A 23,569-nucleotide genomic window follows, 5' to 3' on the forward strand; every position below is an offset into this window, starting at 1 on the left:
GCGATGCGGGCATTCTGGAAGGCGATCTTCTGGCGGTGCAGCGCACCGACCAGACCCGCAGCGGCCAAATCGTGATCGCCCGCATCGGCGACGAAGTCACGGTAAAACGGCTGCGGCTCGAAGGCTCCGTGGCCTATCTGGAACCGGCCAATCCCGACTTCGAAACCCTGGCGGTCGACCTAGAGCGCCAGGAGTTGTGCATCGAAGGCGTGGTAGTCGGCGTCATCCGCAGCGAGTGGGTGTGATGAACAGCCCAAATGGACTTGATGAACTGCTCCGCACGACGCCGCTTCTGTGGCGCGGCCGCCGGCCTCAACCTGCCGAGAATGCTGCGATTCCCACCGGCTTTCAGGAATTGGACCACGCATTACCGGAAGGAGGCTGGCCTTTTGCGGCATTGATGGAAGTTTCCGTTCCCGCCTGGGGCATCGGCGAACTGCATCTCTTGCTTCCCGCCATGCGGCACGTGCAAGGATCGGGAAAACGCCTGGCCTGGATCGCGCCGCCTTATCTGCCATATGCACCGGCCCTGGCGGATGCCGGCATCGATTTGGGCCGTCTGCTCCTGCTGGACAAGCTCTCGAACGACAAGGACATCTGGTGGAGCGCGGAAAAACTGTTGCGCAGCACCGCCTGCGGCATGGTCCTGGCCTGGCCCCGCAAACCGTCTCCTTTTCCGGTATTGCGCCGCTTGCAACTGGCGGCGACGGAAGGCCATTGCCTCGGTGTACTGCTTTTGTCCGATCTGCCCGCCGGCACCCCGGCCGCCCTGCGTCTTCGCCTCGAAGCAGGAGAGCAAGGGCTTTGGGTTCACATTCTCAAGACGCGCGGCATGCCGGTCGTGAATGCCGTACTGATTGGCGGGGCGGACGATATGTTTCCCAATTATTAATCAGGCCCGTAAATACCCTCCTGGTATTTCGGGCCGCCGCCCAGGCCGGTACACGCCCGGCCTGGGCTCACGCGGCTTGTCGCCGCGCCGGGGCATCCCTGCCCCGGATTAACCCGGCCTATATTTATAGGCCGGGTTAATAGGCAGCATGCAGAAGCAGCCACGTAGGTCGGGAATCCTTTCCCGACGCAGCCGGATGTAGGCCAGGATAAGCCTGTCCTGAGCGAAGTCGAAGGGGCGATAGCCGTTCCCGGCACAATGTTATGTCCCACTGAGTTTTGCCGGACCAAGCGGCCGGGAGCGGATTGGCATGCGCAGCGCCCACAGGGGACGGCACACGGTGTGCCGTATGAAACGCTTTGCTCATTCCGGCCTACAACTCAAACGAAGCTATCGCGCAACGATTCCTTCTTTGATCGACTTATGTAGATACCTCTGCCCGGAAAGAAGGAGCAAATTGGGCAAGAGCATTTTCAGTTCGAATTTATGGTGTAGGGGCGAATGAATTCGCCCCTACACCCGATATAAAAATGCCCTAAACATTGGAACACCCCATGGCTTTGCAGGCTTTTCCGACAGTTCCGGCAGCCCAGCTCACATTGTCGGCCACGCAAGTCTCCGCTACTTCGCAGCCGGCGCCGGCGGCACTTTGGCTGTGCTGTTATCTGCCGCGTTTGCCGCTGGAGGTCTTCAAGCTCGAAGACGACTGTCCCGCCGCCGTATGGGTGGACAGCGGCGGGCGTTCCCTGATTTCTGCCGCCACCCCTGCCGCCGGGGCTTTCGGCATCCATCCCGGCTTACCTACGAACGCGGCCCTGGCCTTATGCGCCGGTCTGCAACTGCATCGCCGCGACGAACGGATGGAACGCGAAGCGCTGGAAAAGCTGGCGGAAGCCGGGCTCGGCTTCACGCCTTGGGTGAGCCTCGATTATCCGGCCGCCCTGGTCCTTGAAATCCGCGGCAGCCTGACCCTGTTCGGCGGCTTGAATGCCTTGACGCAGCGGCTGCGTGCCAAGCTCGAAAACCTGGGCCATTGCAACATTCTCGCGGCGGCACCGGCACCTTTTCCGGCCTGGCTCATGGCCTCCTCCGGGCTGGAGCGGACGGTGGAGAACCCGGCGGCACTCCGCTCCGGGCTCGGCGATCTGGCCATCGCCCGCTTGCCCCTGGAACGGAATACGGCGAACCGGCTCACCAAGGCCGGTCTCCACACCCTGCGCGATCTCTGGCGTTTGCCGCGGGACGGCCTAGCTCGGCGTTACGGTCTTGCCGTGCTACGCCAACTCGACCGAGCCGCAGGGCGGGAAAAGGAAATGCCCGGGCTCTTCCGAACGCCGCCTGTCTTTCAAGCTTATCGGGAACTCGCCGCGGAAACCGAGAACCTGGCTCACCTGCGCCCCGTGTGCGCGGTTCTGCTGGAAAATTTGGCTGCCTTTTTGCGCCAGCACGACGCCGCCACGGACCGGCTGAAACTGGAGCTTTTCCACTTCCGCCGGCCAGCCACGCGCCTGGAACTGAAGCTTCGCTACGCCAGCCGCGATCCGGAGAGAATTTCGATGCTGCTGAGCGAGCGTCTGGAGCGAACGCCCCTGCCTGACGCCGTTACCGCCCTTCGCCTGCGTTGCGGCGCGCTACAACCCTATCGGGCGCACGAGGCGGATCTATTCGCTGCCAAAACTCCGGGCGCTTTGGACTGGGAGACCTTGCTGGAACAATTGCAGCAGCGCCTGGGACGCGATGCCTTGCGCTTTCTGGACACTCCGGCCGATCACCGCCCTGAGTTCGCCTGGAAGGGGGTCTCCGGCGCTCCCGAAGACGCCGTTTGCGATTGGAAGGGCGGCTTCGGTGCTCCTGGAGACGCCGTTTGCGATTGGAAGGGCGGCTTCGGTGCTCCCGGAGACGCCGTTTGCGATTGGAAGGGCGGCTTCGGTGCTCCCGGAGACGCCGTTTGCGATTGGACGCGGAACGAATCGCCCATCGGCTTCGCCATCGGCAAGGAACGCCGGCCGTTGTGGCTGCTGCCCAAGCCTCGACCGTGCGATCCGACCCGTTACCGATTGCTGCCGGAGCGGGAGCGCATCGAGAGCGGCTGGTGGGACGGCGCTTCGATCCGGCGGGATTACCGCGTGGCGGTGAGCCCGGAAGGCGTCCGCGCCTGGATATACCGGGAACTCGATGGGAACGGCGGGTGGTACCTCCATGGTTTCTTTGCTTAGGACTTGGTCGCCCTCAGCGCGATACGCTTTCCTGCCGCTTTTTCTGCAGTTCGATTTCGTAAATGAATTTCTGAAGGCTGATTTCGAAATTTCGGCTGGCGCCGCGGAAAATACACCCCACCCGCTGACCGACCGGAGGGTTAGCCCAGGTCATCGCGACTTTATTGCGCACTTCGAGACCCAGCATCATTTCGCCATGGCCGGGCAGGATCAGCCTGCATTCTTCGAGAATATGCCCGACGGAGAACAAGTCGCCGAGCCGATTGGCTTTGTCGATCAGGGCTAACCCAGAAAGACTGATGTCGGCAATACCGAACTCTGCGGGCATGTCGTCGAGCCTGACCACGCATTTGGCCGGCATGGCTACCGGAATCGCCACCCGGTAGAACGTCCGCTGCTGCCGCCAGTACAAGGAATCCGGAATCGGGGCCGCAAGCACGGTTTGCCCGTTCAAGGTCGCCTCGGTAAGTTTGGTCAGGGCGAAGCGGCACTGGATGCCGTCGACTTGTCCGCGAAATGCGACTTGCTGCGCCGCCAGCAACTGCCGATTGACGCTGGCGTTCTCGCTCAAATCCATGACCACCAATCCTTTTTCCGCCATCACCTGCACGACCGTGGTCACGAAACTCAGGCCACTACCGTCCGGCAGAGTGCTTAAAAGACACTTCTTCGTCTGCATGAGCTTGAGCTTTTCGATGATTTCGCCCCGGCTTTTCAGAACGTATCCGCCTTGACTTTCACTGGTATCGGCTGGCATAGGTCGCAATAGAACTAAGGATCACTTGACATTAAAGCTTAGCAGGGCAACGCACCGAAAAACGTGATCGGAATTGCCTGCGGTTGTTAATCATCCGTCGTTTCGGGCGAAGGCCGCTTCGGCAAAGGCACGTCGAAAACGATATTTTCGCCGCCATTGAGAACCAGGAAGTGCCGTCCCTTCGCGCGGGCGAGCATGGTCACGCCCGCCTGCCGCGCCAGCTCGAATCCCATGTGGGTGGCCCCCGAACGCGACAGCAGCACCGGGATCCCCATTTGCGTGACCTTGATCACCATTTCCGAGGTGAGGCGTCCGGTGGTATAGAAAATCTTGTCCCCGCCTTCCATGCCGGTGAGCCACATGTAGCCGGCGATCGCATCCACGGCATTATGGCGTCCGACATCTTCGACGAAGATTTCGATCTTGCCGTCTTTGCACAGCGCGCAGCCATGCACCGCCCCGGCCCGCTTGTATACCTCGTTGTAATCCCTGAGCGCATTGAAAACGCCGTAGATCTCCGATTGGCGGACGGTCACCTTGGGTACGCGAATTTCGCGGAGCTGGTCCATCAACCGGCCGAACACCGTGCCCTGACCGCACCCCGTGGTGACGGTACGGCTGCCCAGCCTTTCGAGAAAGGCGTGTTCGGTGAGCCGGGTAGTCACCGCGACCGCCTCGGTCTCCCAATCGACCTGCACCGACCGGATGTCGGCGATGTTCTCGATGAATCCCTGGTTGCGGAGATAACCGAGCGTCAAAAGTTCCGGATGGGTTCCGATCGTCATCAAGGTGACGATTTCGTACTTGTCCACATAGACGGTCAGAGCGCGTTCGCCCACCAGTTCCAATTCGCGGCGTTCACCGTACTCGTCGAGCGCGGTGGCGGCATAGCAGGAGGCGCGTCCCGCATTCGTCATTCGGATATCGTAAGGATTGGCCTGAAGATCGATCGGAGCCGCTGCCGTTGCATCCGCCGTTTCCATGCCCTCCAGCGCCGCCAACTCCCCCGGCGTGTTGACGTTGGCGAACAGCTCGGGATGATCGCTGAAATCGACCAAGGCCAGCCTGTGCTGCTCGAGCCAGAGGTCGATCTTCCGCTGACCGCCGGCCAGATAACGTTCCAGGCTGTCCGCCAGGCGGCGTTCAGCCAGCAGGAAAACCGGGTGCAAACGCTCGCCGTCGTGGGCGGCGCAAAGCTCGGCTCCGGTCTCCTGCATCACCCGGCACAGTCTTTCCAGAAGACGCCCCGTCACCAGCGGCGAATCGCATGGCACGGTTAGGACATAGGGCGTTTCCGCGGCACGCATGGCGCTGAGCAGCCCGGCCAGAGGCCCGTCGAAAGTGTCGGTCTGATCGGATATCACGGGATAACCGAAACGCGCGTATGCGTCCCGATTCCGGTTGGCGTTGATCAGAATGTGCGCGGCGACCGAATCCAGGGCTTCCAGAGCGTAGCTCGCCAGTGGTCTGCCTTTGAAGCGAATCAGCCCTTTGTCTTCGCCGCCCATCCGTCGTGCGCGTCCGCCGGCCAGAATCACGCCGGTTATTTTTGCCCTCTCTAAAATCATGGTGATAAGCTAAAAATCGAGTTTTGATATGTTTCTATTTAGTGTATGCGCTTATTTCTTGGTTCGATTGTCGCACTGCTGCTGATTATCCTGCCAGGGTGCTCCGCTCCGAAGAATCCCGAACCGCTCTACTATCAAGCCGAGACTACCAAACCTTATCAGGACGTTCTGTCCGAGTTGGAGCTCGCGATCACCGAGCGGAATTTCCGCATCACCGGCCACAACAAGATCGGCAGCGTGATCCGGGAGCGCGAGAACATCAGCTTCCCCGATTACGACACCATTCAGTTCTGCAATCTCACGCTGGCCCGCGAGATGCTGGAAATTTCGCCGGAATCCGTCATCTACATGCCCTGCAATGTGGCCGTCCGTTCCGAGAACGGCAAAGTTATCGTGACCACGCATTTGCTGCCGACCCGTTCGCCTAACCCGAAAATGAACGAATTCGCTCGGCAAATGAACGAAAAGCTCAAACAAATCGTGGACTTTGCGGTGGAAAACTGAATTTCACAAATTGCGCCTTCCGCTTTCGCTGCACTATCATGTAGCGATTTTGAGACAGGCTTACGAGAACGATTGAGCATGAAAATACCCGCTTTTCCCTTGAATATCCGGTGGCCCGCAACGGCCGCCGTTCTGATCCTGGCAGCCGGCTGCACGTCCGCTCCGCCCTCCCCCGAAACAGAAGCAAAGGAAACCAACGATTTTCCCACGCTGGCCAGGGTCGAATATGTCCTGCAATGCATGCAGGAGCATGGCGGCCAGAATTACAACAATCTCTATCACTGCACGTGCAGCGTCGACAAGATCGCGAGCCGGATGAGCCACGATGAATTCGTCCAGGCGCAGACTTTCACCTACGGATTCAGCATGGCCGGCGAGCGCGGCGCGGAATTCCGCGATCCGCCGGAATCCGCGAAACTGCGCGAGAAGTACAAGGAAGCGAAGAAATACGCTCAGGAAGCTTGCTTTCCGGCGGGTGCGGATAAGGACGTGAAGAAATAAGGGGGACAACAAACTCCGTTTCGGTGGGTTACGCCCTTCGGCTTCGCTAACGCTACGCTCAGGGCTAACCCACCCTACCAAGTCGTAGGTCGGCAATCCTTTGCCGACAAGGACTCTTAAAACATATCCTTCCGCCGGCGCGTTTCCGCAAACACCTCCAAGGGGTCGGCGTTCATCATTCCCAAGTTGCTCCGGATTTCCTCGCTTTCGGGGCGGAGGAACGGATTGGTCGCCAATTCCTCTTTCAACGTCGAAGGAACCGTAGGCTTGTTCTGCCGCCGCAGATCATCGACTTGCGCCATCCGTTGCTGAAGCGCCACATTACCGGGCTCTACCGTCAAGGCGAATCGGCCGTTCGCCTGGGTGTATTCGTGGGCGCAGTAAACCCTGGTCTCGGGAGGCAAGGCGCGCAGCTTCGAGAGCGAGCGCCACATTTCTTCCGGCGTGCCTTCGAACAACCGTCCGCATCCCAGGGCGAACAGCGTATCACCGCAAAATAGCGCATCGGCCCCGGCGAACCAGAACGCGATGTGCGCACGCGTGTGTCCCGGAACATCGAGCACGCGAGCCTCGGAGCTTCCAACTTTCAAAACTGTCGTCTCGCCCACGGCTATATCGATACCTGGAATGCGCTTGAGGTCCCGCTCCGAACCCACTATCCGGCAGCCCGTCCGCCGCTTGAGCTCAAGGTTGCCGCCCACGTGATCGCCGTGATGATGGGTGTTCAGGACATGAGTCAGCGTCCATCCGTAAGCGGCGAGCGCCTCCAAAACCGGATCGGCCTCGGCGGGATCGACCGCCGCCGTCTCGCCGGTTTGGCTGTCGTGGATCAGGTAAACGTAGTTGTCCTTGAGTACGGGGATTTGAAGGATTTCCAGCATGATGCGTCCTTATCTGCCACCGGATAAATACCGGGCGATATCCTCTTTCGAAAAACCGATCTTGCGAGCCACCCGATCCGCGTGGCTGACCCTCGAAATGCCTTCGACCACCCGGTAAGTCGGCTGCTCGTTCTTGAACTCGACCTGCCTCGCCAATCCGATTTCTTTCTGCTGATAAGCATCGACCAGTTCGTGGTTGTGGGTGATCAAAATGGTGTTGCTGCCTTTCTGATAGAACCCGTCCAGGATATTCATGGAAATCTCGATCTTTTCCTCGTGGGTCGTGCCTTCCGAGAGTTCGTCCATGATCACCAGGCTTTTCGGCGTCGTTGCGAGGAAAATGTCCTTGGTCCGCTTGAGTTCGGTGCCGAAGCGCCCTTCACCGTCGGCGAGGTGGCTGATTTCGGGGACCTGGTAAAAGATGCGGTCCGCGACGGTCAGTTCCGCTTCCTGAGCCGGCACATAGCATCCGATTTGCGCGAGCAACTGGCTCTGCGCCAGGGTTTTACAGAACGCCGTCTTGCCGCCGCTGTTCGGTCCGGTGATGAAGGTCAGCCGCGTGTTTTTCAGGCTGATGTCGTTGGGCACGTAGTCGGGATTGTCCTTGCTCAGCACCGGATTCCGCACGCCTTTGAGCACCAGCGAATGGCGCTCGGCCTCGACGATCTTGGGCAAGACCACGGAGTGGTGGAAGGATTCCTTGAGGCGGACGAAGCTCAAGAGCTCGTCCAGCTTGCCCAGCGAATCCAGCGTGTTTTGCACGTCCTCGGACCGTTTGAAGATGTCGCGGAGCGGATAGATGCAGCCATCGCGATCGAAACCGCCGACGATGGGGATGTAAACGAAGCTGATGGGAAGCAGGAACAGCCAAAATACCGGCGCGATCGAAACCGCCAGATCGAGCAGCAACGGCACGAATTCCAAAGTCAGCACCAGGAGGATGGCCGCGACCGCGAGCCCCACCGGCTTGAACAGTGACGGCCGAAAGCGGATCGCCGGGGTATACCAGGGTTTCTCCGCCTTGGAGCGGACATCTTTCTCGGTCCGGTACACCGGCCCCTTCATCAGGGCATAGGCGCGCGAATGGGCAAAGCGCCGCAAGTCGTCGATCAATAGGCCCAGGTACTCGCTGTTCGGCTTCGGAAACCGGTTTGCCGCCTCCACCAGATTGAGCATGAACCGAGTGCCTTTTTTATAGGTCTCATAACCGTAGCCCTCGATTTCCAGCTTGTGCGCGGGCGAACTCATGAGCCCCATGAACGTGCCGAATAATAAACCGTAAAAGTCATCTTCCAGCGACTTCGCCTGTTTGATCAGGGTTTCCAACGAGTCTCGAAGCGCCTTGTCGGATTCGATTTCCCGAACCGCGTCCTGCTTGGCCCGGATAAGGTCCGCCGACGCCAGCGGCTGGACCAGCGAGCGATAAAGGGTTGCCTGACCGGTGATCGTGGCGGCGTGATTGATGCTGTCGAACAGCTTATCGACTTCGATGGCCTGAAACGTCGAAACATCGATGACACCCTCTCCGGTTGCGCCCGGCGCGGCGGAACGAACGACCGGCGGTTCCTTGGAATCGGATTGCAGAAGAGTCTGGTATAGGGAATTCATGGAGCGAGGACCTGGCAATGATAGTTCGGCGCCTAACCTACACCTTAGCGGCGCCCGCTTCAACCTGGAAGGAAACGGGGGCGATACCTATGTTTCTTAATGACCCTGTAATGTCTCGAACAGTGCCCATGATCGACTCGACCATCGATTCAGCATAAAATTTCACACATTTTTCACGAAAATCCGTCCGTCTTCTGGCAACGCTGACGAAAAAGAAGTTTCATCAACCCACGCGATCTCGACAATCATGACCGATCACTCCGTTCGCTCCGATACGGGCCTAAGCGCCGCATCCGTTTTGACCCTAGGCATATCCGGCTTTAACTATGCTGATTTGTACGAACCGGAACGGCTCAAGGACTTGTCAGACGTCTTCGACGCAACGGTCCGCAACCACGATCCGGCCCTATTCGCCGAATTCGAGCGTTATCGCGCATGCCAAGGCGAAGGCATGCCGCCCGAAAAGATTTCGGATGTCCTGGTCAAAATGGCGCCCTATGTCGGTACTTTCGTGGCGCGGCTGTTCGGCGTATCGTCCGAACGGGACACGCAAATACAGGCGATCCGCGACGAGTTCGACAGCATCTTCCTGTACCGCAACGAGATCGTCGGGAAGGTCGCGGGACTGTTCAAGAATCAGGCGCTGGAAAGCTGGAATATCGCCGGTATCCAGGCGGACTTCGAGTCCTTGCTCCGAATCGCCGAACCCGTGTTGATCGAATCGGACCGGGAAAAAGCGGTTGCCGTCTTAGGCGCACGCTTGCACCGCTGGCATCAAGATGCGTCGGTGAGCGGAAGGGAAATCGCCGAATTGCGCCGTACTCTTGCCACCGATCCGGATACCGAGGCGCGCTTTGCCGGTCTGCTGGGCAAGAGCGACGAAGACCTGGTGAAGGCGCTGCTGGATCTGGTCCAACGCTGGACCTATGCAGCTACGCAAATTCCCGAGCTCAAAGCCCAAGTCCAAGGGTGGGCCAGCTTCAAGTTCCCGGCCAAGACCGATTTCAATCATCTGGTTCATCACGAGACGCGCTCGGCGGACGGCTACAGCGTATGGGCGGCCCCCGAGGAACACCACAGGAGGCGCGAAGGATTCGGCCTTACCGATCCACGTTTTCCCGAACGGCGCGTGTTGTACGAAGTCGACCACTGCATTTATTGCCACGACCGGGATACCGACTCGTGCTCCAAGGGCATGCGCAACAAGAAGGACGGCACGTACAAGACCAATCCGCTCGGCGTGACCATTACCGGCTGCCCGCTGGAGGAAAAGATTTCCGAGATGCACGTCGTCAAGCGTCAAGGCGACAACATCGGCGCGCTGGCGTTGATCACCATCGACAACCCGCTCTGCCCCGGCACCGGCCACCGCATCTGCAACGACTGCATGAAGGGCTGCATCTATCAGAAAACCGAGCCGGTCAATATTCCGCAGATCGAGACCAACGTCCTCACCGACGTTTTGTTCATGCCGTGGGGCTTCGAGATTTACAGCCTCCTGACCCGCTGGAATCCGCTCAACGTCAAGCGGCCGTACGCCCTTCCCTACAACGGCAAGAACGTGCTGGTGGCCGGCATGGGGCCCGCCGGCTACACGCTGGCTCATTATTTGACCAACGAAGGCTTCGGCGTGGTCGGTATCGACGGCCTCAAGATCGAACCGCTGCCCAAAGACATCGTCGGAGACGAGACCCATCCGCCCCGCCCCATCCATGATTTCCGAGAGTTGTACGAGGATTTGGACAAACGCATCATGCTGGGCTTCGGCGGCGTGGCCGAATACGGCATCACGGTGCGCTGGGACAAGAACTTCCTGAAAGTCATTTATCTGACCCTGTTGCGGCGTCACAGCTTCCGCTGCTACGGCGGCGTGCGCTTCGGCGGCACTCTCACGATCAACGAAGCCTGGGATCTCGGTTTCGACCACATTGCCATCGCTTCGGGCGCCGGCAAACCCACGCTCATCGACATCAAGAACAATTTGATTCGCGGCATCCGCAAGGCGTCGGACTTCTTGATGGCGCTGCAATTGACCGGGGCCGCCAAGGAGTCGTCGCTGGCCAATCTGCAAGTGCGCCTCCCGGCCGGCGTGATCGGCGGCGGCTTGACCGCCATCGACACCGCCACCGAGCTTTTGGCCTACTATCCGGTGCAGGTCGAAAAGATCATGCAACGCTACGAAAAGCTGTGCGCCGCCTTCGGCGAGGAAACCGTACGCGCCCGCTACGACGAGGAAGAATTGCTGATCCTCGACGAGTTTTTGGGTCATGCCAAGGCCGTGCAGGCAGAACGCCAAAGGGCACAAGCCGCCGGGGAAAAGCCCGATTTCCTCCCCTTGCTGAATGCCTGGGGAGGCGTCACGCTGTTCTACCGCAAGGGCATGAAGGATTCACCCGCTTACCGGCAGAATCACGAGGAAATCAAGGAAGCCATGGACGAAGGCATTCTGCTGGCCGAGGGCATGAACCCGCTCGAGGCCCTGGAGGACAAATACGGACATCTCCGCGCCGTGCGCTTCGAAAAACTGGAGGAACAGGATGGCCGCTGGCAAAAAGCCGGCAACCTCGAAGTCCCGTTGCGCAGCCTGTTCGTCGCCGCGGGAACCTCGCCCAATACCATCTACGAATCCGAGCATCCGGATTCCTTCGAGATGGACCAGAAGTTCTATCAGCGCTACGAACCCAATTGGCTGAGCGAAATTCCGGAGCTGGAACCGGTCAAAGACACCGCCGTTCCCAAGATCGGCAAGCCTGCGCCGTTCACCTCGTACCGCCGCCACGGCAAGTTCATCACGTTCTACGGCGACAACCACCCGGTCTATGCCGGCAACGTGGTGAAAGCCATGGCCAGCGCCAAGGACGGATATCCTTACATCGTCAAACTGTACGAAAAGGAGCTCGCCGCGCTCGATCGAGCCCAGCAGCCCCAGCGCCTTGCGAATCTGCGAGAGTTCCAGCACAGGCTCGACGACATACTGCTGGCGCGTATCGTAGAAATCAATCGGGTCACCCCGAACATCGTCGAAGTCATCGTAAGGGCTCCGCTGGCCGCGAAGCACTTCTGCCCGGGCCAGTTCTACCGCGTTCAAAACTTCGAAGCGCTCGCACCCGTCGTGGACGATACGGTGCTGGTCGCCGAAGGCCTGGCATTGACCGGCGCCTGGGTCGACAAGGAACAAGGCCTCATATCCCTGATCGCTCTGGAAATGGGTTCGTCGTCCAAGCTCTGCGCGATGTGGAAGCCCGGCGACCCCATCGTGGTGATGGGGGTCACCGGCGCCCCCACTGAAATTCACGCCGGGCAAACGGTCCTCCTCGCCGGCGGCGGCCTGGGCAATGCGGTGCTGTTCTCCATCGGCAAAGCGCTGCGCGCGGCGGGCAGCCATGTCATCTATTTCGCCGGCTATCGGAAGCGCGAAGACGTGTTCAAGATTCGGGAAATCGAAGCGGCCTCGGATGTGGTGGTCTGGTCGGTCGATAATCTCCCAGGAGCAGAGCCCATACCGCCGCTGCGCCCCCAGGACAAAACCTTCGTCGGCAACATCGTCGAAGCGATGCTGGCTTACGCGAAGGGCGAACTGGGTCCGACTCCGATCCACATGGACGACGTCGACCACATGATCGTCATCGGCTCCGACCGCATGATGGCGGCGGTCAAAGCAGCCCGTTACGGCGTCCTCCAGCCGTATCTCAAGGCTCATCACTCCGCCATTGGCTCGATCAACTCGCCGATGCAGTGCATGATGAAGGGCGTCTGCGCGCAGTGTCTGTGCAAGCATGTGGAACCGGACAGCGGCAAGGAGTATTTCGTGTACTCCTGCTACAACCAGGATCAAGACCTGGACCGGGTCGATTTTCCCAACTTGTACGCACGCCTGCGCCAGAACTCGGTACAGGAGAAACTGTCGACGATGTGGCTGGACTATCTACTTTCGAAAAACGGCGATCGACGGGTAGGCTGAAAAATTTCCAAAGACGAAAGCATGACAATATCCGGAAAGTCTTTTACCATTGACGCCCGTTGACTGCATGGACGGCTTTACGCCTTTCCTCGATCGACGCCATCGCAGGAGCTCGCGACCTGGAAGCTTCCGCGAAACGCGGTATGGCAATGGCGGCGTATGCATCAGCACTCAATAAGCAATCGTGACATTTGTTTGGTTATTCCAGGAATAGCCAGAGGAGAACGCAAGAGAATGAAAATGAACAAAACCTTAGTTCTGGGCGCTTTGTTGTTGACCGGCACGATGGGTAGCGCCATTGCCGCCGAAAACGCCGCTGGCGTAAAGGAATTCATGGTCAAGACCGTCCAGACCACCAAGGAAGCCCAGGCCGCTGCAACCGCTGGCGACAAGGACGGCTGCCTGTCTGCCATCAAGCAGACCAAGCAGAACTATAAGGAAATCACCGGCGACGCGGCTGGCAAGCCCTTGCAGGACGCCATGAAGAAGGTTCGGCAAGCCCAAGACCTTTGCGCAGCCGGAAACACGTCCGAAGCCGCACCGCTCTTGAGCGAAGCCGCCGCCGCCATGGAAAAGGTCAACGCCGGCATCAAATAAGATGCCTGCAACCTGTCTGTCTTGAGACAGGCTGGAAGTATAAAAGCAGGGCGGCAACCGCCCTGCTTTTTTTTGTGCCCGGCACTCAACCCATCGCCCCTACTAAGGCTTCGGCGAACTCGCTGGTTTTCACCTCGCGTGCGCCTTCCATCTGCCGTGCAAAGTCGTAAGTGACGATCTTCTGGCCGACAACGGCACTATAAGCGTTTTCTACCGTTTTCGCGGCTTCGTGCCATCCCAGGTATTCAAGCAACATTACCCCGCTGAAGAGCAGTGAGCCGGGATTAGCTTTGTCCTGGCCGGCGTATTTGGGCGCGGAACCATGGGTTGCTTCGAATACGGCGATGAAATCGCCGATGTTGCCTCCCGGCGCAATACCAACACCTCCTACTTCCGCCGCGACCGCATCCGAAAGATAATCGCCGTTCAAGTTGAGCGTAGCGATGACGTCAAACTCTTCGGGACGAAGCAGCATCTGCTGGAACATGATATCGGCGATGCGGTCCTTGATGACGATCTTGCCATCCGGCTGTTTGCCGCCATGGAATCTGTTCAATTCCTCTTCGGTGATGGTCTGACCGGCGAACTCCGTACGAGCGAGTTCGTAACCCCAGTTCCGGAACGCGCCCTCGGTGAATTTCATGATATTGCCTTTGTGCATCAAGGCAACGCTCTTCCGCCCGTGATCGAGCGCATAGCGGATGGCTTTGCGGATCAGCCGCTTGCTTCCGAATTCGCTCACCGGTTTCACCCCGAGAGCACTGCCCTCATGGAAATCTGCCTTGAGCTCTTGTTTCAGAAAACGCTCGAGTTTAAAGGCCTCGGGCGATCCCGCCGGATATTCGACGCCTGCGTAAACATCCTCGGTGTTTTCCCGAAAGATGACCACATCCACCGCTTCGGGATGACGCAGGGGCGACGGCACTCCCGGAAAATGGCGTACCGGGCGAACGCATGCGTAAAGATCAAGGGTTTGTCGAAGGGACACGTTGATGGACCGCATTCCCCCACCCACAGGGGTCGTCAAAGGACCTTTGATGGATACGACCAAGTCCTTTAGCGCGTGCACCGCTTCGTCGGGAAAAGCGTTGCCGTAGAGTGCAGCGGCTTTTTCTCCGAGAAAGAGCTCGCACCAATGGATTTTGCGCGCCCCGCCGTATGCTTTGGCGACCGCTGCGTTCCAAACGCGGAGGGATGCGCGCGTAATATCCGGGCCGATGCCGTCGCCTTCGACGTAGCCGACGACGGGCTCGTCAGGAACACGAAGCTTGCCGTCCCGAACGCTGATTTTTTCGCCGCCGGCAGGAAGCCGAATGTGCTGGTAATCCATGGCGACCTCCATGAAATAGCGTAGAGAACTGAGATGCTGACCGACGCAGAAATCCGCGACGATCTAGCCCTTAGAAGCAGTCTTCAAACGTCACGAGCGACGTCAAGGCAAGGCGCGAAAGGGCGACCCGAAGCCGCCAGCAGGCCCGTGGAGGGAACAGCCGTTAGCCTGGCCCGCAGGGCGAACCGCAAGGATCGGGCGAGTCAAAACCGGAGTGTACCGAGGAGTACATGACCATTTCTCCGGGAGAGAAATGGGACGCACGATAGCGCGCCCGGTAGGGTGAAAAACAGAGATGTTTTTCATCAGCATCTTGAACCCTTGAACAACGCCGGCATGACGGCGCGCAGCAGTTTGAAGACAGCTTCTCAGGCGGAATAGGCTCCGATCTCGGGCCTATTATGCTTGGGCAAAATAGTGGTGTAAAAATTCGTCGAAAGAGAGTTGGTCGCCAGCTTCCATTTGCTGCTGTTCCTCGAGCGATTCGTCGGTCAGCCGGCGAAAGAATTCGGCTCGCTCGGCGGATAGGAAGCGATCACGGAACACCCTCGCATGCTCCTTCGATATCCGCAGCGCATATTCCTCGAACGATTCTCCACTCGCCCTCATTTCGGCCAGCATGCGGGCGGAAGGCGTCAGTTCGGGATCGAAAAACTTGGCGGCCTGTTCCTCCAGGCTTCGCGTGTAGGGTTTAGACACGTCTTCCGCATCGAGAATTTCTGCGATGCCGCGCATGGCCTCAAGTATTTCCGCCGCCCAGTCCTTCAACAAAACCTCTCGGCCTTTGCGCCGAAGCTTGAACCCGGGCGTACGGCCGCAACACGCGACCGCCATGCCGTTCTGGCTGACTTCTCTCTTCTCCGCGGAATCGAGTGGGGGACTTTGTTCCAAAAGGCAAAAAAGCAGAAAGATTTCCAGAAAGCGCAGCTGATCCAGGTTTGCCCCGGCAGGACTGAAGCACTCCAAGTCCAGCGATCTAAGCTCCAAATAACGCACTCCGCGCCGCTTTAGGGCAAGCGTAGGCTTTTCACCGGACTCGGCGATTTGTTTGGGACGGATGACGCTGTAATACTCGTTTTCGATCTGGAGAATGTTGCCGTTCAGCTGACGGTAATCTCCATTCACCTTCACGCCGATCTTCTCGTAAAGCGGATAAGGCGTCGCTATGGCCTTGCCGAGAGTCGCCACGTAGTCGTCGAGATTATTAAAAGAGATATCGAGCCCGGCCTGGCTGTCGTTCTTGTACCCGATATCGCTCATGCGCAGCGAAGTCGCATAGGGGCGAAAAAGCGTTCGGGCGTCGAACTCCGAAAATCTGGACGCAAGATGCTCTCGTCCGTTGAAAAACGACTTGGCGAATGCCGGAGAGGCGCCGAACAAATAGATTGTTAACCACCCGTAGCGATGAACGTTGCGCACCATGCCGAAATAGTTGCCTGCGATAAAGCTGGACAAGGAGTCCGCCCCGCCTTCCAACTCGCACAGGACCGGCCATAACGCTTCGTTGACCGAATAATTGAAATGAACGCCGGCAATGGCCTGCATCATCCGCCCGTAGCGATAGGCGAGTCCGCGCCGGTAAATGTGTTTCATCCGACCGATATTGGAGGTTCCGTATTCGGCAATGGGGATGCTTTCGTCACCGGTCACGCCGCAGGGCATGGAAGTCGCGAGTAAGATCTCGTCTCCCAGATTGCGGTATATGAAGGTATGCAGGTCTTTAAGAAACCGCAGCGCTTCCGCCGGGTCGGCATAGGGCGGCGTAATCAGCTCGATCAGCGCCTCGGAATAATCCGTGGTGACATAAGGATGAGTCAGCGCCGATCCTACTCCCATCGGATGCGGCGTATGCGCGATGACGCCGTCGGCCGCAAGCCGAAGGCTTTCCTTCTCCAGCCCTTTGAGGCCGTTCCTCAGCAGATGTTGTTGGCCGGTATGAATAAGCTGGTTAAGCCGGGAGTCTATGCTTTGGCTCAAGCGCGAATAATCCTTGGTGTTGTTCTTAAAGGCGGGATGACTCGTGAAATCGCGGAATGGAAATCCGGATTCGACGGACTACAAAACACCCGAATCCATTTTCATTCTATCAGAGAAGCGCGATCGGCCTGTACAGTAAACCGCTATCTCGGTTTAAAGGAGCCTCACCAACTGAACAGCACCCATTGCGGAATCCGCAAGTCATCCTCCAAATCGCTGCGCCGTACGTCCATATTACCGTCGCCGTCGGTGTCGAGCAGATAATAGGCCGGACCGATCGCTGGCTTGATCTTTACCATGTAAAGCCGATTATTGATCCGGTATTCTTCGATAGTGTCCTTGCCCCGCCGGATAATCGTGACATCCGGCTCCAAGGGCTCACCGCTCTCGACCTGCGGCGGAATATCCGGCGGCTCGGGCACCGGAGCGAGTTCACCCTGCGCTTGGGCGGAGGCTGCGACAACCAAAAGACAAAGCGAAATAATCCGTAGCATGATGAATCCTGCTGAAAGGACTGGGTTTTGAGATTTGCCAATGATAGTACATATCGGATCGAGAAATCCGATTACATGGCCAGACGTCCTGCCGATAATCGAACGATCGAGAGCTCGGTTAATCCCATGGCTCAAGAAACTACCTGGCACATCACATGTTCGCGATGATAATCGTCAACTCTGCATACCGTTCCATCCGCACCGAGTTAGGCTGGGATGGAGTCAATCAGCTGTCCTCATCTAAGGGACCGACGCGGTTTGGCTAAATTCCCGGAATCGAGCAAGGATATTCGCCATGGCCAGACGAAGCGATCATAGCCGCGACGAAATTCGCGAAATGGCTTTAAAAGCAGCGGAAGCCATCGTCGAGCGGGAAGGCGCGGCAGGTCTCAGCACACGCAAGATCGCGAACGAAATCGGCTATACCGCAGGCAGCCTCTATTTGATTTTCGAGAACCTGGACGACTTGATTTTCCGGGTGAACGCCCGGACCTTGGCCGAATTAGCCCTCGAACTCGACCAAGCTACGGCTGAGAAAAACGATACCGAAGCTGTACTGGTGGAACTGGGCTGCATTTATCTCCGCTTCGCCGCGTCACACAGGGGACGCTGGGACCTGATTTTCGGACGCGGATCGCCCACGGCAACCGCTTCGCCCGGCTGGTACCGCAACCATGTTCTCGCCCTGTTCGATCGGGTCGAAAAATGTCTCGCCCGACTCGGTCCGGCCCGAAATCCGACGGAAGTCGCACTGGCCGCTCGAGCGCTTTGGGGAGGCGTGCACGGCGTCTGCACCTTGGCGCTTACCGATAAGCTGGACATCGCCGGTCTTCCCGATGCCGAGAAACTGACGACTTCGCTGATCCGAAACTTTTTATCCGGCTGGATGCGGCAAAATTAGTTCACGGACTCTAGAACGCTGATCGGCAAGCCCCCCCCGATCGCAAGACTAATTCGTTTTATCCTCGCCCCATGCGGCGAAGGATTTTTGCCGGTAAACTGGTTTACTTTTCCGAATAGTCTCTACCGCCGAACGATGAACGACAATCAACTTTTGCGTTATAGCCGACAGATACTGCTGCCTCAGATCGACGTCGAGGGCCAGGAAAAGCTGCTGGATTCCAGGGCATTGATTATCGGTCTCGGCGGTCTCGGCTCGCCCGCCGCCATGTATTTGGCCGCCGCCGGGGTCGGCAGCCTGGCGCTGAACGACTACGATGTCGTGGAAATATCCAACCTTCAGCGCCAGATCGCGCACGGCACGGAGAACATCGGAGAACCTAAGGCGGTTTCGGCGCGTAAAGCCCTCGAACGGCTAAACCCCGATGTGAGAGTCACCGAACTCACGTCCCGCTTGGAGGGGGCACAATTGGAGCAGGAAATCGCTCGGGCCGACGTGGTGCTGGATTGCTCGGATAACTTCACCACCCGTTTCGCCGTCAACGCCGCTTGCGTAAGAACGCGAACGCCGCTGGTTTCCGGAGCGGTGATCCGCTTCGAGGGACAACTGGCCGTATTCACTCCGGGCGTCGGAAACAACCCCTGTTACAACTGCTTGTACGCCGATCACGGCGAACTTGCGGAAAGCTGCGTGCAAACCGGCGTGCTTGCCCCTCTGCCCGGAATCATCGGCAGCCTCCAGGCCCTGGAGGCCATCAAGCTCCTCACGGGCGTCGGCGAACCCTTGGTGGGACGACTTTTATTGCTCGATGCGCTGAGCATGGAGTGGAATCAAATGATCTTGAAAAGAAATCCCAGATGCCCGACTTGCGCTGGATCGGCTTGAGCAATCCAGCGGGCTTCTACTGATTTCCCTTCGAGAAATAGGAATAACTCCCGTTGCTTTCCAAAAATCGGATACGTATACTTTGCCGCGAGCTTTACAAGCCATTCCAAACTAAAGCAATAAATCACTTTTTTGGAGGTAATCCGAAATGAGATGGGAAAAACCGAGCTACAAAGACCTGCGCTTTGGCTTCGAAGTCACGATGTACATCTACAACCGCTAATTCGCCGGTTGAATCCCTGAACGGGGCTCCGCAGCAATGTAGAGCCCCGTTTTTCATTTAAAGGGCTCATCGGAAGCTCTTTTGCTTAGCAAAGATCGAAATGAAAGTCCGAGTGTTGGGCGCCGGCGCGGGCGGCGGTTTCCCGCAGTGGAACTGTAACTGTCACAACTGCTCCAGGCTTCGCCAAGGCCAAGTCAAGGCCAAATCGCGCACTCAGTCGTCGATTGCCGTCAGCAGCGACAACGAGAATTGGGTGCTTTTCAATGCGTCGCCCGACATCCGCACTCAACTGGAAGCCTTTCAGGCCGTCCATCCAAGGCACGGCATCCGTGACAGCGGTATCAAGGCCATCGTCCTGATCGACAGCCAAATCGATCACACCACGGGACTGTTGATGCTGCGCGAGTCCACTCGACCTTTGGACATTTATTGCAGCGAGATGGTGAAACAGGACCTGTCGACGGGATTCCCTGTATTTAAGATGCTGGAGCACTACTGCGGAGTCAACCACCATAGCACGCCTCTGGACGGTAGCGGCTTCGCGATTCCCGGGATTCACGACCTGAAGTTCTACACCCATTCGCTGAAAAGCAAGGCACCGCCCTATTCGCCTCATCGGCACGATCCGCACGAAGGCGACAACATCGGGGTCATCATCGAGCAGATATCTTCGGGCAAGAAACTTTATTACGCGCCGGGACTCGGAGAAATAGAACCTCACGTGTTCGCGGCCATGCAGCAGGCCGACTGCATGCTGGTCGACGGCACGTTCTGGCAGGAGGATGAGATGGGCCGTGCCGGAATTTGCGATAAGCTTGCCCGCGACATGGGACATTTACCCCAATCAGGTTCGGACGGCATGATCGAAGTGCTGAAAAATGCACCCAAAGCACGGAAGATTTTGATTCACATCAATAATACCAACCCGATCTTGGACGAAGATTCGCCGGAGCGAAAAACCCTTACCGAAGCGGGCATCGAAGTTGCCTGCGACGGCATGGAAATCGACCTGTGAGAAACACCATGAGCGAACCGACACCTTGGACCCGAGAAGAATTCGAAGCCAAATTGCGCGAGAAAGAGGCGTATTATCATATTAACCATCCCTACCATGTGCTCATGGCTGACGGCAAGCTCAGCAAAGAGCAAATTCAAGGGTGGGTTGCGAATCGCTTCTATTACCAAATCAAGATCCCGGTCAAAGACTCCGCCATTCTGGCGAATTGCCCCGATCGCGAAACCCGACGCCAGTGGATTCAGCGGATACACGATCACGACGGCTGGGGCGACGATGCCGGCGGCATCGAAGCCTGGACGCGACTCGGTATTGCTGTAGGCATCCCCCGAGACGAACTCTGGTCGCTAAAGCACGTATTGCCCGGCGTCCGCTTTGCCGTGGACGCTTATGTCAATTTCGCCCGCCAGGCATCCTGGCAGGAAGCGGCCTGTTCGTCGCTGACCGAGCTGTTCGCGCCGACCATTCACAAGCAGCGCTTGTCCGGCTGGCCCGACCTGTATCCGTGGATCGACCAGGATGGACTCGCCTATTTCCGGAAACGAGTGAGTCAGGCCAGCCGCGATGTGGAACACGGCCTCGCCATCACACTGGACTATTTCAAGACTCGCGAGCAACAGGAGCGCGCCCTGGAAATCCTCCAGCTCAAGCTGGACATTCTGTGGAGCATGCTTGACGCGATGTACTTGGCCTATATCGAAAACAAGCCGCCCTACTTCAATATCAAGCCTTGAAACCATGGCCTTAGACGCCCAAAGCCTTTTTGCCTTCTCGCCCCTGCATCGACTGCAATGGGAAGAAGCCCAACAGCGTTACGTGATCCTTTATCCCGAGGGCCTGGTCGAGTTAAACCTGCCCGCCGCCGAAATCCTCAAGCTGTGCGACGGCACACGCGATTTGGACGCAATCGTTTCCGAACTTGAGACGAAATTCGAAACCACCGGTCTAAGGGACGACATTTCCGAACTCCTGCAATCTGCCTTGGATAATGGTTGGATCAGACAAATTCCCCGTCAGTAGTCCGCGCTGGCTATTAGCCGAACTGACCTACACCTGCCCGCTACAGTGCCCGTATTGTTCCAATCCCGTCGACTTCGCGAGACATAAGGACGAACTCGACACCGAAGACTGGCTGAGAGTATTTTCCGAAGCCCGCGAAATGGGCGCGGTGCAACTCGGCTTGTCGGGTGGCGAACCGCTGGTGCGCCAGGACTTGCCTATCCTGGTCAGACACGCCCGAGAGCTGGGCTATTACGTCAACCTGATTACCTCCGGCTATAAGCTCGACGAGGACAGGATCGCCGAGCTGAAGAATGCCGGACTGGATCACATTCAGGTCAGCATTCAGGCACCCGAAAAGACGCTGAACAACTATCTGGCCGGCACCGAATCGTTCGAGCAAAAGAAAGAGGTGGCCCGACTGGTCAAGAAGCACGGCTACCCCATGGTTCTGTGCGTCGTGATCCACCGCCAGAACATCCACCTGATGCGCGAAATTCTCGAAATGGCCGTCGAACTGGAAGCCGATTATCTTGAACTGGCCAATACCCAGTATTACGGCTGGGCGCATCTCAATCGCGATCAGCTGCTGCCGACCCGCGAGCAGTTCCAGGAAGCCGAGGCCATTGCCCAGGACTATAAGGAAAAGCTCAAGGGAAAGATGAAGATTTACTACGTGGTGCCGGACTACTACGAAGATCGGCCGAAGGCCTGCATGAACGGCTGGGGGACGACGTTTCTGACCATCGCTCCGGACGGTCTTGCCCTCCCCTGCCACGAAGCCCGGTCGCTGCCGGGACTCGACTGCCCCAACGTACGCGATATGAGCGTACGCGACATTTGGCTACACTCCGATGCCTTCAACAAATTTCGCGGATACGATTGGATGAAGGAGCCTTGCCGGTCTTGCCCGGAAAAGACCCGAGACTTCGGCGGCTGTCGCTGCCAGGCCTATCTTTTCACCGGCGATATGACCGCCGCCGACCCGGTGTGCGGCAAATCTCCCCATAGGCATGCCGTATTCGAAGCGATCGCCAGTGCGCGCTCGGCAGCTGAAACCGGCGAAACGAAACCGATGGTGTTCCGCAACACCAAGAACTCTAAGTCTTTTAGCGGCTAAGTCTGATTACTCTCAAACGGGCGGACCGCCACGCTCGTTCGAATCCGAGCACATAAACCGTCCGGAAGCATTATCGGCTTTCCGCCGCCAACTGGCGATGATATTCGGCCAAACGACGGCTTTCTTGGGCTGCCATTTCCAGATCCCGGATCATGGCTTCGGCACGCGCTTTCAAATCCAGAATCTGCTTGCCGTACTTGTGTGGATTAGCCTGATACTGGATCAGCATCTCGCGCTCTTCATCCGCATCGGCCTGCATCGTCTGCGCGATTTCATCATAGTGATTCGCGAGCCGTTCGTGCGCTTCCCGTGTGTCCGCCGTCTGCACGGCATACGCCCAATTGGGCGGACGTGGCCCTTCCTGCGTCGCGCATCCCCCTAGCACGACCAGCAGCGCGGGAACAATGACCTGGACAATCCTTATCCTCATAACACCTCCTTCCGGTCAAGATCGTTAATCCATCAAGACTCCGATAGCAGACCAGTACCGGCAATACCTATCCGTGCAGAATCGCCTTGCGGATACGTTGAAACCACTTTTCACGGCCGTCTCGACGTTTTTGCCGATTCGTCAGGATACCTCGTAGAGGCGATTCATTTCCGGGATTTTCAGCACCCCGCCCGATCCGAAATCCCGGTGATCGAACCTGGCCGAATCCTCCGCCGACCGTCGCGCCGCCAGAAGGGCTTCCAGAGTACCGAACCATATGAGGTAATAGCCGAACAATTCCAGGCTTTCCTCGATGATTTGCTTATATCCGGTCTTAAAATCGCTTCCCATGACCAGTTTCAGCAGCTCGGCGTGACCTACCAACTGGGCCAGCACCGCCACGGCCAGAAATCCTGACCAAAGAAAACCGAAAGGCGCCGAGTGAATCAAAGTACAAATCTGTTCCGGTAAGACTTTTCGGTTACGCCAGCCAATCATTAGCAACACGAAAAGCGAAATGCCCGCCGGCAATTGCCACCCCAAAGACGGCAGTTGCCTATCCCACCAATAGTCCCACTCACGGATCGAAGCGATCACGGCGAACATTCCGAGCATCAGAAACAAAGGCCGACGGTGCTTCAAGCGCCAAGCACCGAAAAAATAGAGAGACATGGTCGCCATGATCAGGCCATATTGCAGCCACTCGACAA

Annotated in this window: 23 protein-coding genes; 14 read left to right on the plus strand and 9 right to left on the minus strand. The window is 57.9% G+C overall.

What is annotated here, in order from left to right; all coding sequences use genetic code 11:
• The 3 genes from ABJK70_RS05620 to ABJK70_RS05630 all read left to right on the plus strand — a co-directional run.
• Nucleotides 1-245 (plus strand): S24 family peptidase (locus tag ABJK70_RS05620; protein WP_347257535.1); only part of this gene is annotated, 245 nt, incomplete at its 5' end.
• Nucleotides 245-892: a translesion DNA synthesis-associated protein ImuA gene (imuA, locus tag ABJK70_RS05625; RefSeq protein WP_086135301.1), complete on the plus strand. Its 648-nt coding sequence runs from the start codon at nucleotides 245-247 to the stop codon at nucleotides 890-892. The genes ABJK70_RS05620 and imuA, both read left to right, overlap by 1 nt.
• Nucleotides 893-1,446: 554 nt before the next feature.
• Nucleotides 1,447-3,108: a DNA polymerase Y family protein gene (locus tag ABJK70_RS05630; protein ID WP_347257536.1), complete on the plus strand. Its 1,662-nt coding sequence runs from the start codon at nucleotides 1,447-1,449 to the stop codon at nucleotides 3,106-3,108.
• A 13-nt stretch (nucleotides 3,109-3,121) separates the two neighbouring features.
• Here ABJK70_RS05630 and ABJK70_RS05635 read toward each other — a convergent pair whose 3' ends face one another.
• Both ABJK70_RS05635 and mobA read right to left on the minus strand, forming a co-directional pair.
• Complete coding sequence (locus tag ABJK70_RS05635; RefSeq protein ID WP_086135299.1) at nucleotides 3,122-3,865, minus strand: flagellar brake protein; 744 nt, start codon at nucleotides 3,863-3,865, stop codon at nucleotides 3,122-3,124.
• Nucleotides 3,866-3,951: 86 nt separating this feature from the next.
• On the minus strand, nucleotides 3,952-5,433 hold the full coding sequence (gene mobA, locus ABJK70_RS05640; RefSeq protein WP_086135298.1) for a molybdenum cofactor guanylyltransferase MobA: 1,482 nt from the start codon (nucleotides 5,431-5,433) through the stop codon (nucleotides 3,952-3,954).
• 45 nt (nucleotides 5,434-5,478) lie between these two features.
• Here mobA and ABJK70_RS05645 point away from each other — a divergent pair, with 45 nt between their 5' ends.
• Both ABJK70_RS05645 and ABJK70_RS05650 read left to right on the plus strand, forming a co-directional pair.
• Complete coding sequence (locus ABJK70_RS05645) at nucleotides 5,479-5,937, plus strand: DUF302 domain-containing protein (protein WP_077731203.1); 459 nt, start codon at nucleotides 5,479-5,481, stop codon at nucleotides 5,935-5,937.
• Nucleotides 5,938-6,015: 78 nt separating this feature from the next.
• Nucleotides 6,016-6,438, plus strand: a complete 423-nt coding sequence (locus ABJK70_RS05650) for a hypothetical protein (protein WP_077731202.1) — start codon at nucleotides 6,016-6,018, stop codon at nucleotides 6,436-6,438.
• 116 nt (nucleotides 6,439-6,554) lie between these two features.
• Here the strand turns inward: ABJK70_RS05650 and gloB are convergent, their stop codons facing one another.
• Both gloB and ABJK70_RS05660 read right to left on the minus strand, forming a co-directional pair.
• A complete protein-coding gene (gene gloB / locus ABJK70_RS05655; RefSeq protein ID WP_086135297.1) occupies nucleotides 6,555-7,319 on the minus strand; it encodes a hydroxyacylglutathione hydrolase in 765 nt (254 codons plus the stop codon).
• A gap of 9 nt (nucleotides 7,320-7,328) precedes the next feature.
• Entirely contained in the window at nucleotides 7,329-8,927 is a 1,599-nt protein-coding gene (locus ABJK70_RS05660) for a DNA mismatch repair protein MutS (RefSeq protein ID WP_077731200.1), read from the minus strand.
• A 247-nt stretch (nucleotides 8,928-9,174) separates the two neighbouring features.
• On the opposite strand from ABJK70_RS05660, the gene ABJK70_RS05665 reads away from it, so the two are divergent.
• Together ABJK70_RS05665 and ABJK70_RS05670 are read left to right on the plus strand one after the other, a co-directional pair.
• Entirely contained in the window at nucleotides 9,175-12,888 is a 3,714-nt protein-coding gene (locus ABJK70_RS05665; protein ID WP_347257537.1) for an FAD-dependent oxidoreductase, read from the plus strand.
• A 240-nt stretch (nucleotides 12,889-13,128) separates the two neighbouring features.
• The gene (locus ABJK70_RS05670; protein ID WP_139841149.1) at nucleotides 13,129-13,485 is read left to right on the plus strand and encodes a hypothetical protein; all 357 of its coding nucleotides are present in this window, start codon (nucleotides 13,129-13,131) and stop codon (nucleotides 13,483-13,485) included.
• 85 nt (nucleotides 13,486-13,570) lie between these two features.
• On the opposite strand, the gene icd is transcribed toward ABJK70_RS05670, so the two are convergent.
• The 3 genes from icd to ABJK70_RS05685 form a co-directional block, all read right to left on the minus strand.
• The gene (icd, locus tag ABJK70_RS05675) at nucleotides 13,571-14,815 is read right to left on the minus strand and encodes an isocitrate dehydrogenase (NADP(+)) (protein ID WP_086135295.1); all 1,245 of its coding nucleotides are present in this window, start codon (nucleotides 14,813-14,815) and stop codon (nucleotides 13,571-13,573) included.
• Between the two features lie 399 nt (nucleotides 14,816-15,214).
• Nucleotides 15,215-16,792 carry a glutamate--cysteine ligase gene (gshA, locus tag ABJK70_RS05680; protein WP_347257538.1) on the minus strand — a complete coding sequence of 526 codons (1,578 nt, stop codon included), beginning with the start codon at nucleotides 16,790-16,792 and terminating at the stop codon, nucleotides 15,215-15,217.
• A 164-nt stretch (nucleotides 16,793-16,956) separates the two neighbouring features.
• Nucleotides 16,957-17,286 carry a DUF2782 domain-containing protein gene (locus tag ABJK70_RS05685; protein ID WP_086135293.1) on the minus strand — a complete coding sequence of 110 codons (330 nt, stop codon included), beginning with the start codon at nucleotides 17,284-17,286 and terminating at the stop codon, nucleotides 16,957-16,959.
• Nucleotides 17,287-17,581: 295 nt separating this feature from the next.
• Here ABJK70_RS05685 and ABJK70_RS05690 point away from each other — a divergent pair, with 295 nt between their 5' ends.
• From ABJK70_RS05690 to pqqE, 7 genes are all read left to right on the plus strand, one after another.
• Entirely contained in the window at nucleotides 17,582-18,187 is a 606-nt protein-coding gene (locus tag ABJK70_RS05690; RefSeq protein WP_347257539.1) for a WHG domain-containing protein, read from the plus strand.
• A 135-nt stretch (nucleotides 18,188-18,322) separates the two neighbouring features.
• Nucleotides 18,323-19,072 (plus strand): molybdopterin-synthase adenylyltransferase MoeB, encoded by a 750-nt coding sequence (locus tag ABJK70_RS05695; RefSeq protein ID WP_077731193.1) that lies wholly within the window; start codon nucleotides 18,323-18,325, stop codon nucleotides 19,070-19,072.
• Between the two features lie 148 nt (nucleotides 19,073-19,220).
• Entirely contained in the window at nucleotides 19,221-19,295 is a 75-nt protein-coding gene (gene pqqA / locus ABJK70_RS05700) for a pyrroloquinoline quinone precursor peptide PqqA (protein WP_077731218.1), read from the plus strand.
• 100 nt (nucleotides 19,296-19,395) lie between these two features.
• A complete protein-coding gene (gene pqqB / locus ABJK70_RS05705) occupies nucleotides 19,396-20,310 on the plus strand; it encodes a pyrroloquinoline quinone biosynthesis protein PqqB (protein WP_133716623.1) in 915 nt (304 codons plus the stop codon).
• Nucleotides 20,311-20,318: 8 nt separating this feature from the next.
• The gene (gene pqqC / locus ABJK70_RS05710; protein WP_077731191.1) at nucleotides 20,319-21,044 is read left to right on the plus strand and encodes a pyrroloquinoline-quinone synthase PqqC; all 726 of its coding nucleotides are present in this window, start codon (nucleotides 20,319-20,321) and stop codon (nucleotides 21,042-21,044) included.
• A 4-nt stretch (nucleotides 21,045-21,048) separates the two neighbouring features.
• Nucleotides 21,049-21,330: a pyrroloquinoline quinone biosynthesis peptide chaperone PqqD gene (gene pqqD / locus ABJK70_RS05715; protein WP_133716621.1), complete on the plus strand. Its 282-nt coding sequence runs from the start codon at nucleotides 21,049-21,051 to the stop codon at nucleotides 21,328-21,330.
• Entirely contained in the window at nucleotides 21,299-22,429 is a 1,131-nt protein-coding gene (pqqE, locus tag ABJK70_RS05720; RefSeq protein WP_347257540.1) for a pyrroloquinoline quinone biosynthesis protein PqqE, read from the plus strand. Before pqqD ends, pqqE begins: the two co-directional genes overlap by 32 nt.
• A 70-nt stretch (nucleotides 22,430-22,499) precedes the next feature.
• On the opposite strand, the gene ABJK70_RS05725 is transcribed toward pqqE, so the two are convergent.
• Together ABJK70_RS05725 and ABJK70_RS05730 are read right to left on the minus strand one after the other, a co-directional pair.
• Nucleotides 22,500-22,859: a hypothetical protein gene (locus ABJK70_RS05725; protein WP_077731188.1), complete on the minus strand. Its 360-nt coding sequence runs from the start codon at nucleotides 22,857-22,859 to the stop codon at nucleotides 22,500-22,502.
• A gap of 141 nt (nucleotides 22,860-23,000) precedes the next feature.
• On the minus strand, nucleotides 23,001-23,569 hold a 569-nt coding region (locus ABJK70_RS05730; protein ID WP_347257541.1), incomplete at its 5' end, for a hypothetical protein.

Origin of the sequence: Methylocaldum sp., from assembly GCF_039794385.1 — a bacterium.
Classification (GTDB): Bacteria; Pseudomonadota; Gammaproteobacteria; order Methylococcales; family Methylococcaceae; genus Methylocaldum.

What these genes read in the sequence shown, in the direction of transcription:
- imuA (WP_086135301.1), top strand. Translation starts at nt 245, where the DNA reads ATGAACAGCCCAAATGGACTTGATGAACTGCTCCGCACGACGCCGCTT.
- ABJK70_RS05630 (WP_347257536.1), top strand. Translation starts at nt 1,447, where the DNA reads ATGGCTTTGCAGGCTTTTCCGACAGTTCCGGCAGCCCAGCTCACATTG.
- ABJK70_RS05635 (WP_086135299.1), bottom strand. Translation starts at nt 3,865, where the DNA reads ATGCCAGCCGATACCAGTGAAAGTCAAGGCGGATACGTTCTGAAAAGC.
- mobA (WP_086135298.1), bottom strand. Translation starts at nt 5,433, where the DNA reads ATGATTTTAGAGAGGGCAAAAATAACCGGCGTGATTCTGGCCGGCGGA.
- ABJK70_RS05645 (WP_077731203.1), top strand. Translation starts at nt 5,479, where the DNA reads ATGCGCTTATTTCTTGGTTCGATTGTCGCACTGCTGCTGATTATCCTG.
- ABJK70_RS05650 (WP_077731202.1), top strand. Translation starts at nt 6,016, where the DNA reads ATGAAAATACCCGCTTTTCCCTTGAATATCCGGTGGCCCGCAACGGCC.
- gloB (WP_086135297.1), bottom strand. Translation starts at nt 7,319, where the DNA reads ATGCTGGAAATCCTTCAAATCCCCGTACTCAAGGACAACTACGTTTAC.
- ABJK70_RS05660 (WP_077731200.1), bottom strand. Translation starts at nt 8,927, where the DNA reads ATGAATTCCCTATACCAGACTCTTCTGCAATCCGATTCCAAGGAACCG.
- ABJK70_RS05665 (WP_347257537.1), top strand. Translation starts at nt 9,175, where the DNA reads ATGACCGATCACTCCGTTCGCTCCGATACGGGCCTAAGCGCCGCATCC.
- ABJK70_RS05670 (WP_139841149.1), top strand. Translation starts at nt 13,129, where the DNA reads ATGAACAAAACCTTAGTTCTGGGCGCTTTGTTGTTGACCGGCACGATG.
- icd (WP_086135295.1), bottom strand. Translation starts at nt 14,815, where the DNA reads ATGGATTACCAGCACATTCGGCTTCCTGCCGGCGGCGAAAAAATCAGC.
- ABJK70_RS05685 (WP_086135293.1), bottom strand. Translation starts at nt 17,286, where the DNA reads ATGCTACGGATTATTTCGCTTTGTCTTTTGGTTGTCGCAGCCTCCGCC.
- ABJK70_RS05690 (WP_347257539.1), top strand. Translation starts at nt 17,582, where the DNA reads ATGGCCAGACGAAGCGATCATAGCCGCGACGAAATTCGCGAAATGGCT.
- ABJK70_RS05695 (WP_077731193.1), top strand. Translation starts at nt 18,323, where the DNA reads ATGAACGACAATCAACTTTTGCGTTATAGCCGACAGATACTGCTGCCT.
- pqqB (WP_133716623.1), top strand. Translation starts at nt 19,396, where the DNA reads ATGAAAGTCCGAGTGTTGGGCGCCGGCGCGGGCGGCGGTTTCCCGCAG.
- pqqC (WP_077731191.1), top strand. Translation starts at nt 20,319, where the DNA reads ATGAGCGAACCGACACCTTGGACCCGAGAAGAATTCGAAGCCAAATTG.
- pqqD (WP_133716621.1), top strand. Translation starts at nt 21,049, where the DNA reads ATGGCCTTAGACGCCCAAAGCCTTTTTGCCTTCTCGCCCCTGCATCGA.
- pqqE (WP_347257540.1), top strand. Translation starts at nt 21,299, where the DNA reads ATGGTTGGATCAGACAAATTCCCCGTCAGTAGTCCGCGCTGGCTATTA.
- ABJK70_RS05725 (WP_077731188.1), bottom strand. Translation starts at nt 22,859, where the DNA reads ATGAGGATAAGGATTGTCCAGGTCATTGTTCCCGCGCTGCTGGTCGTG.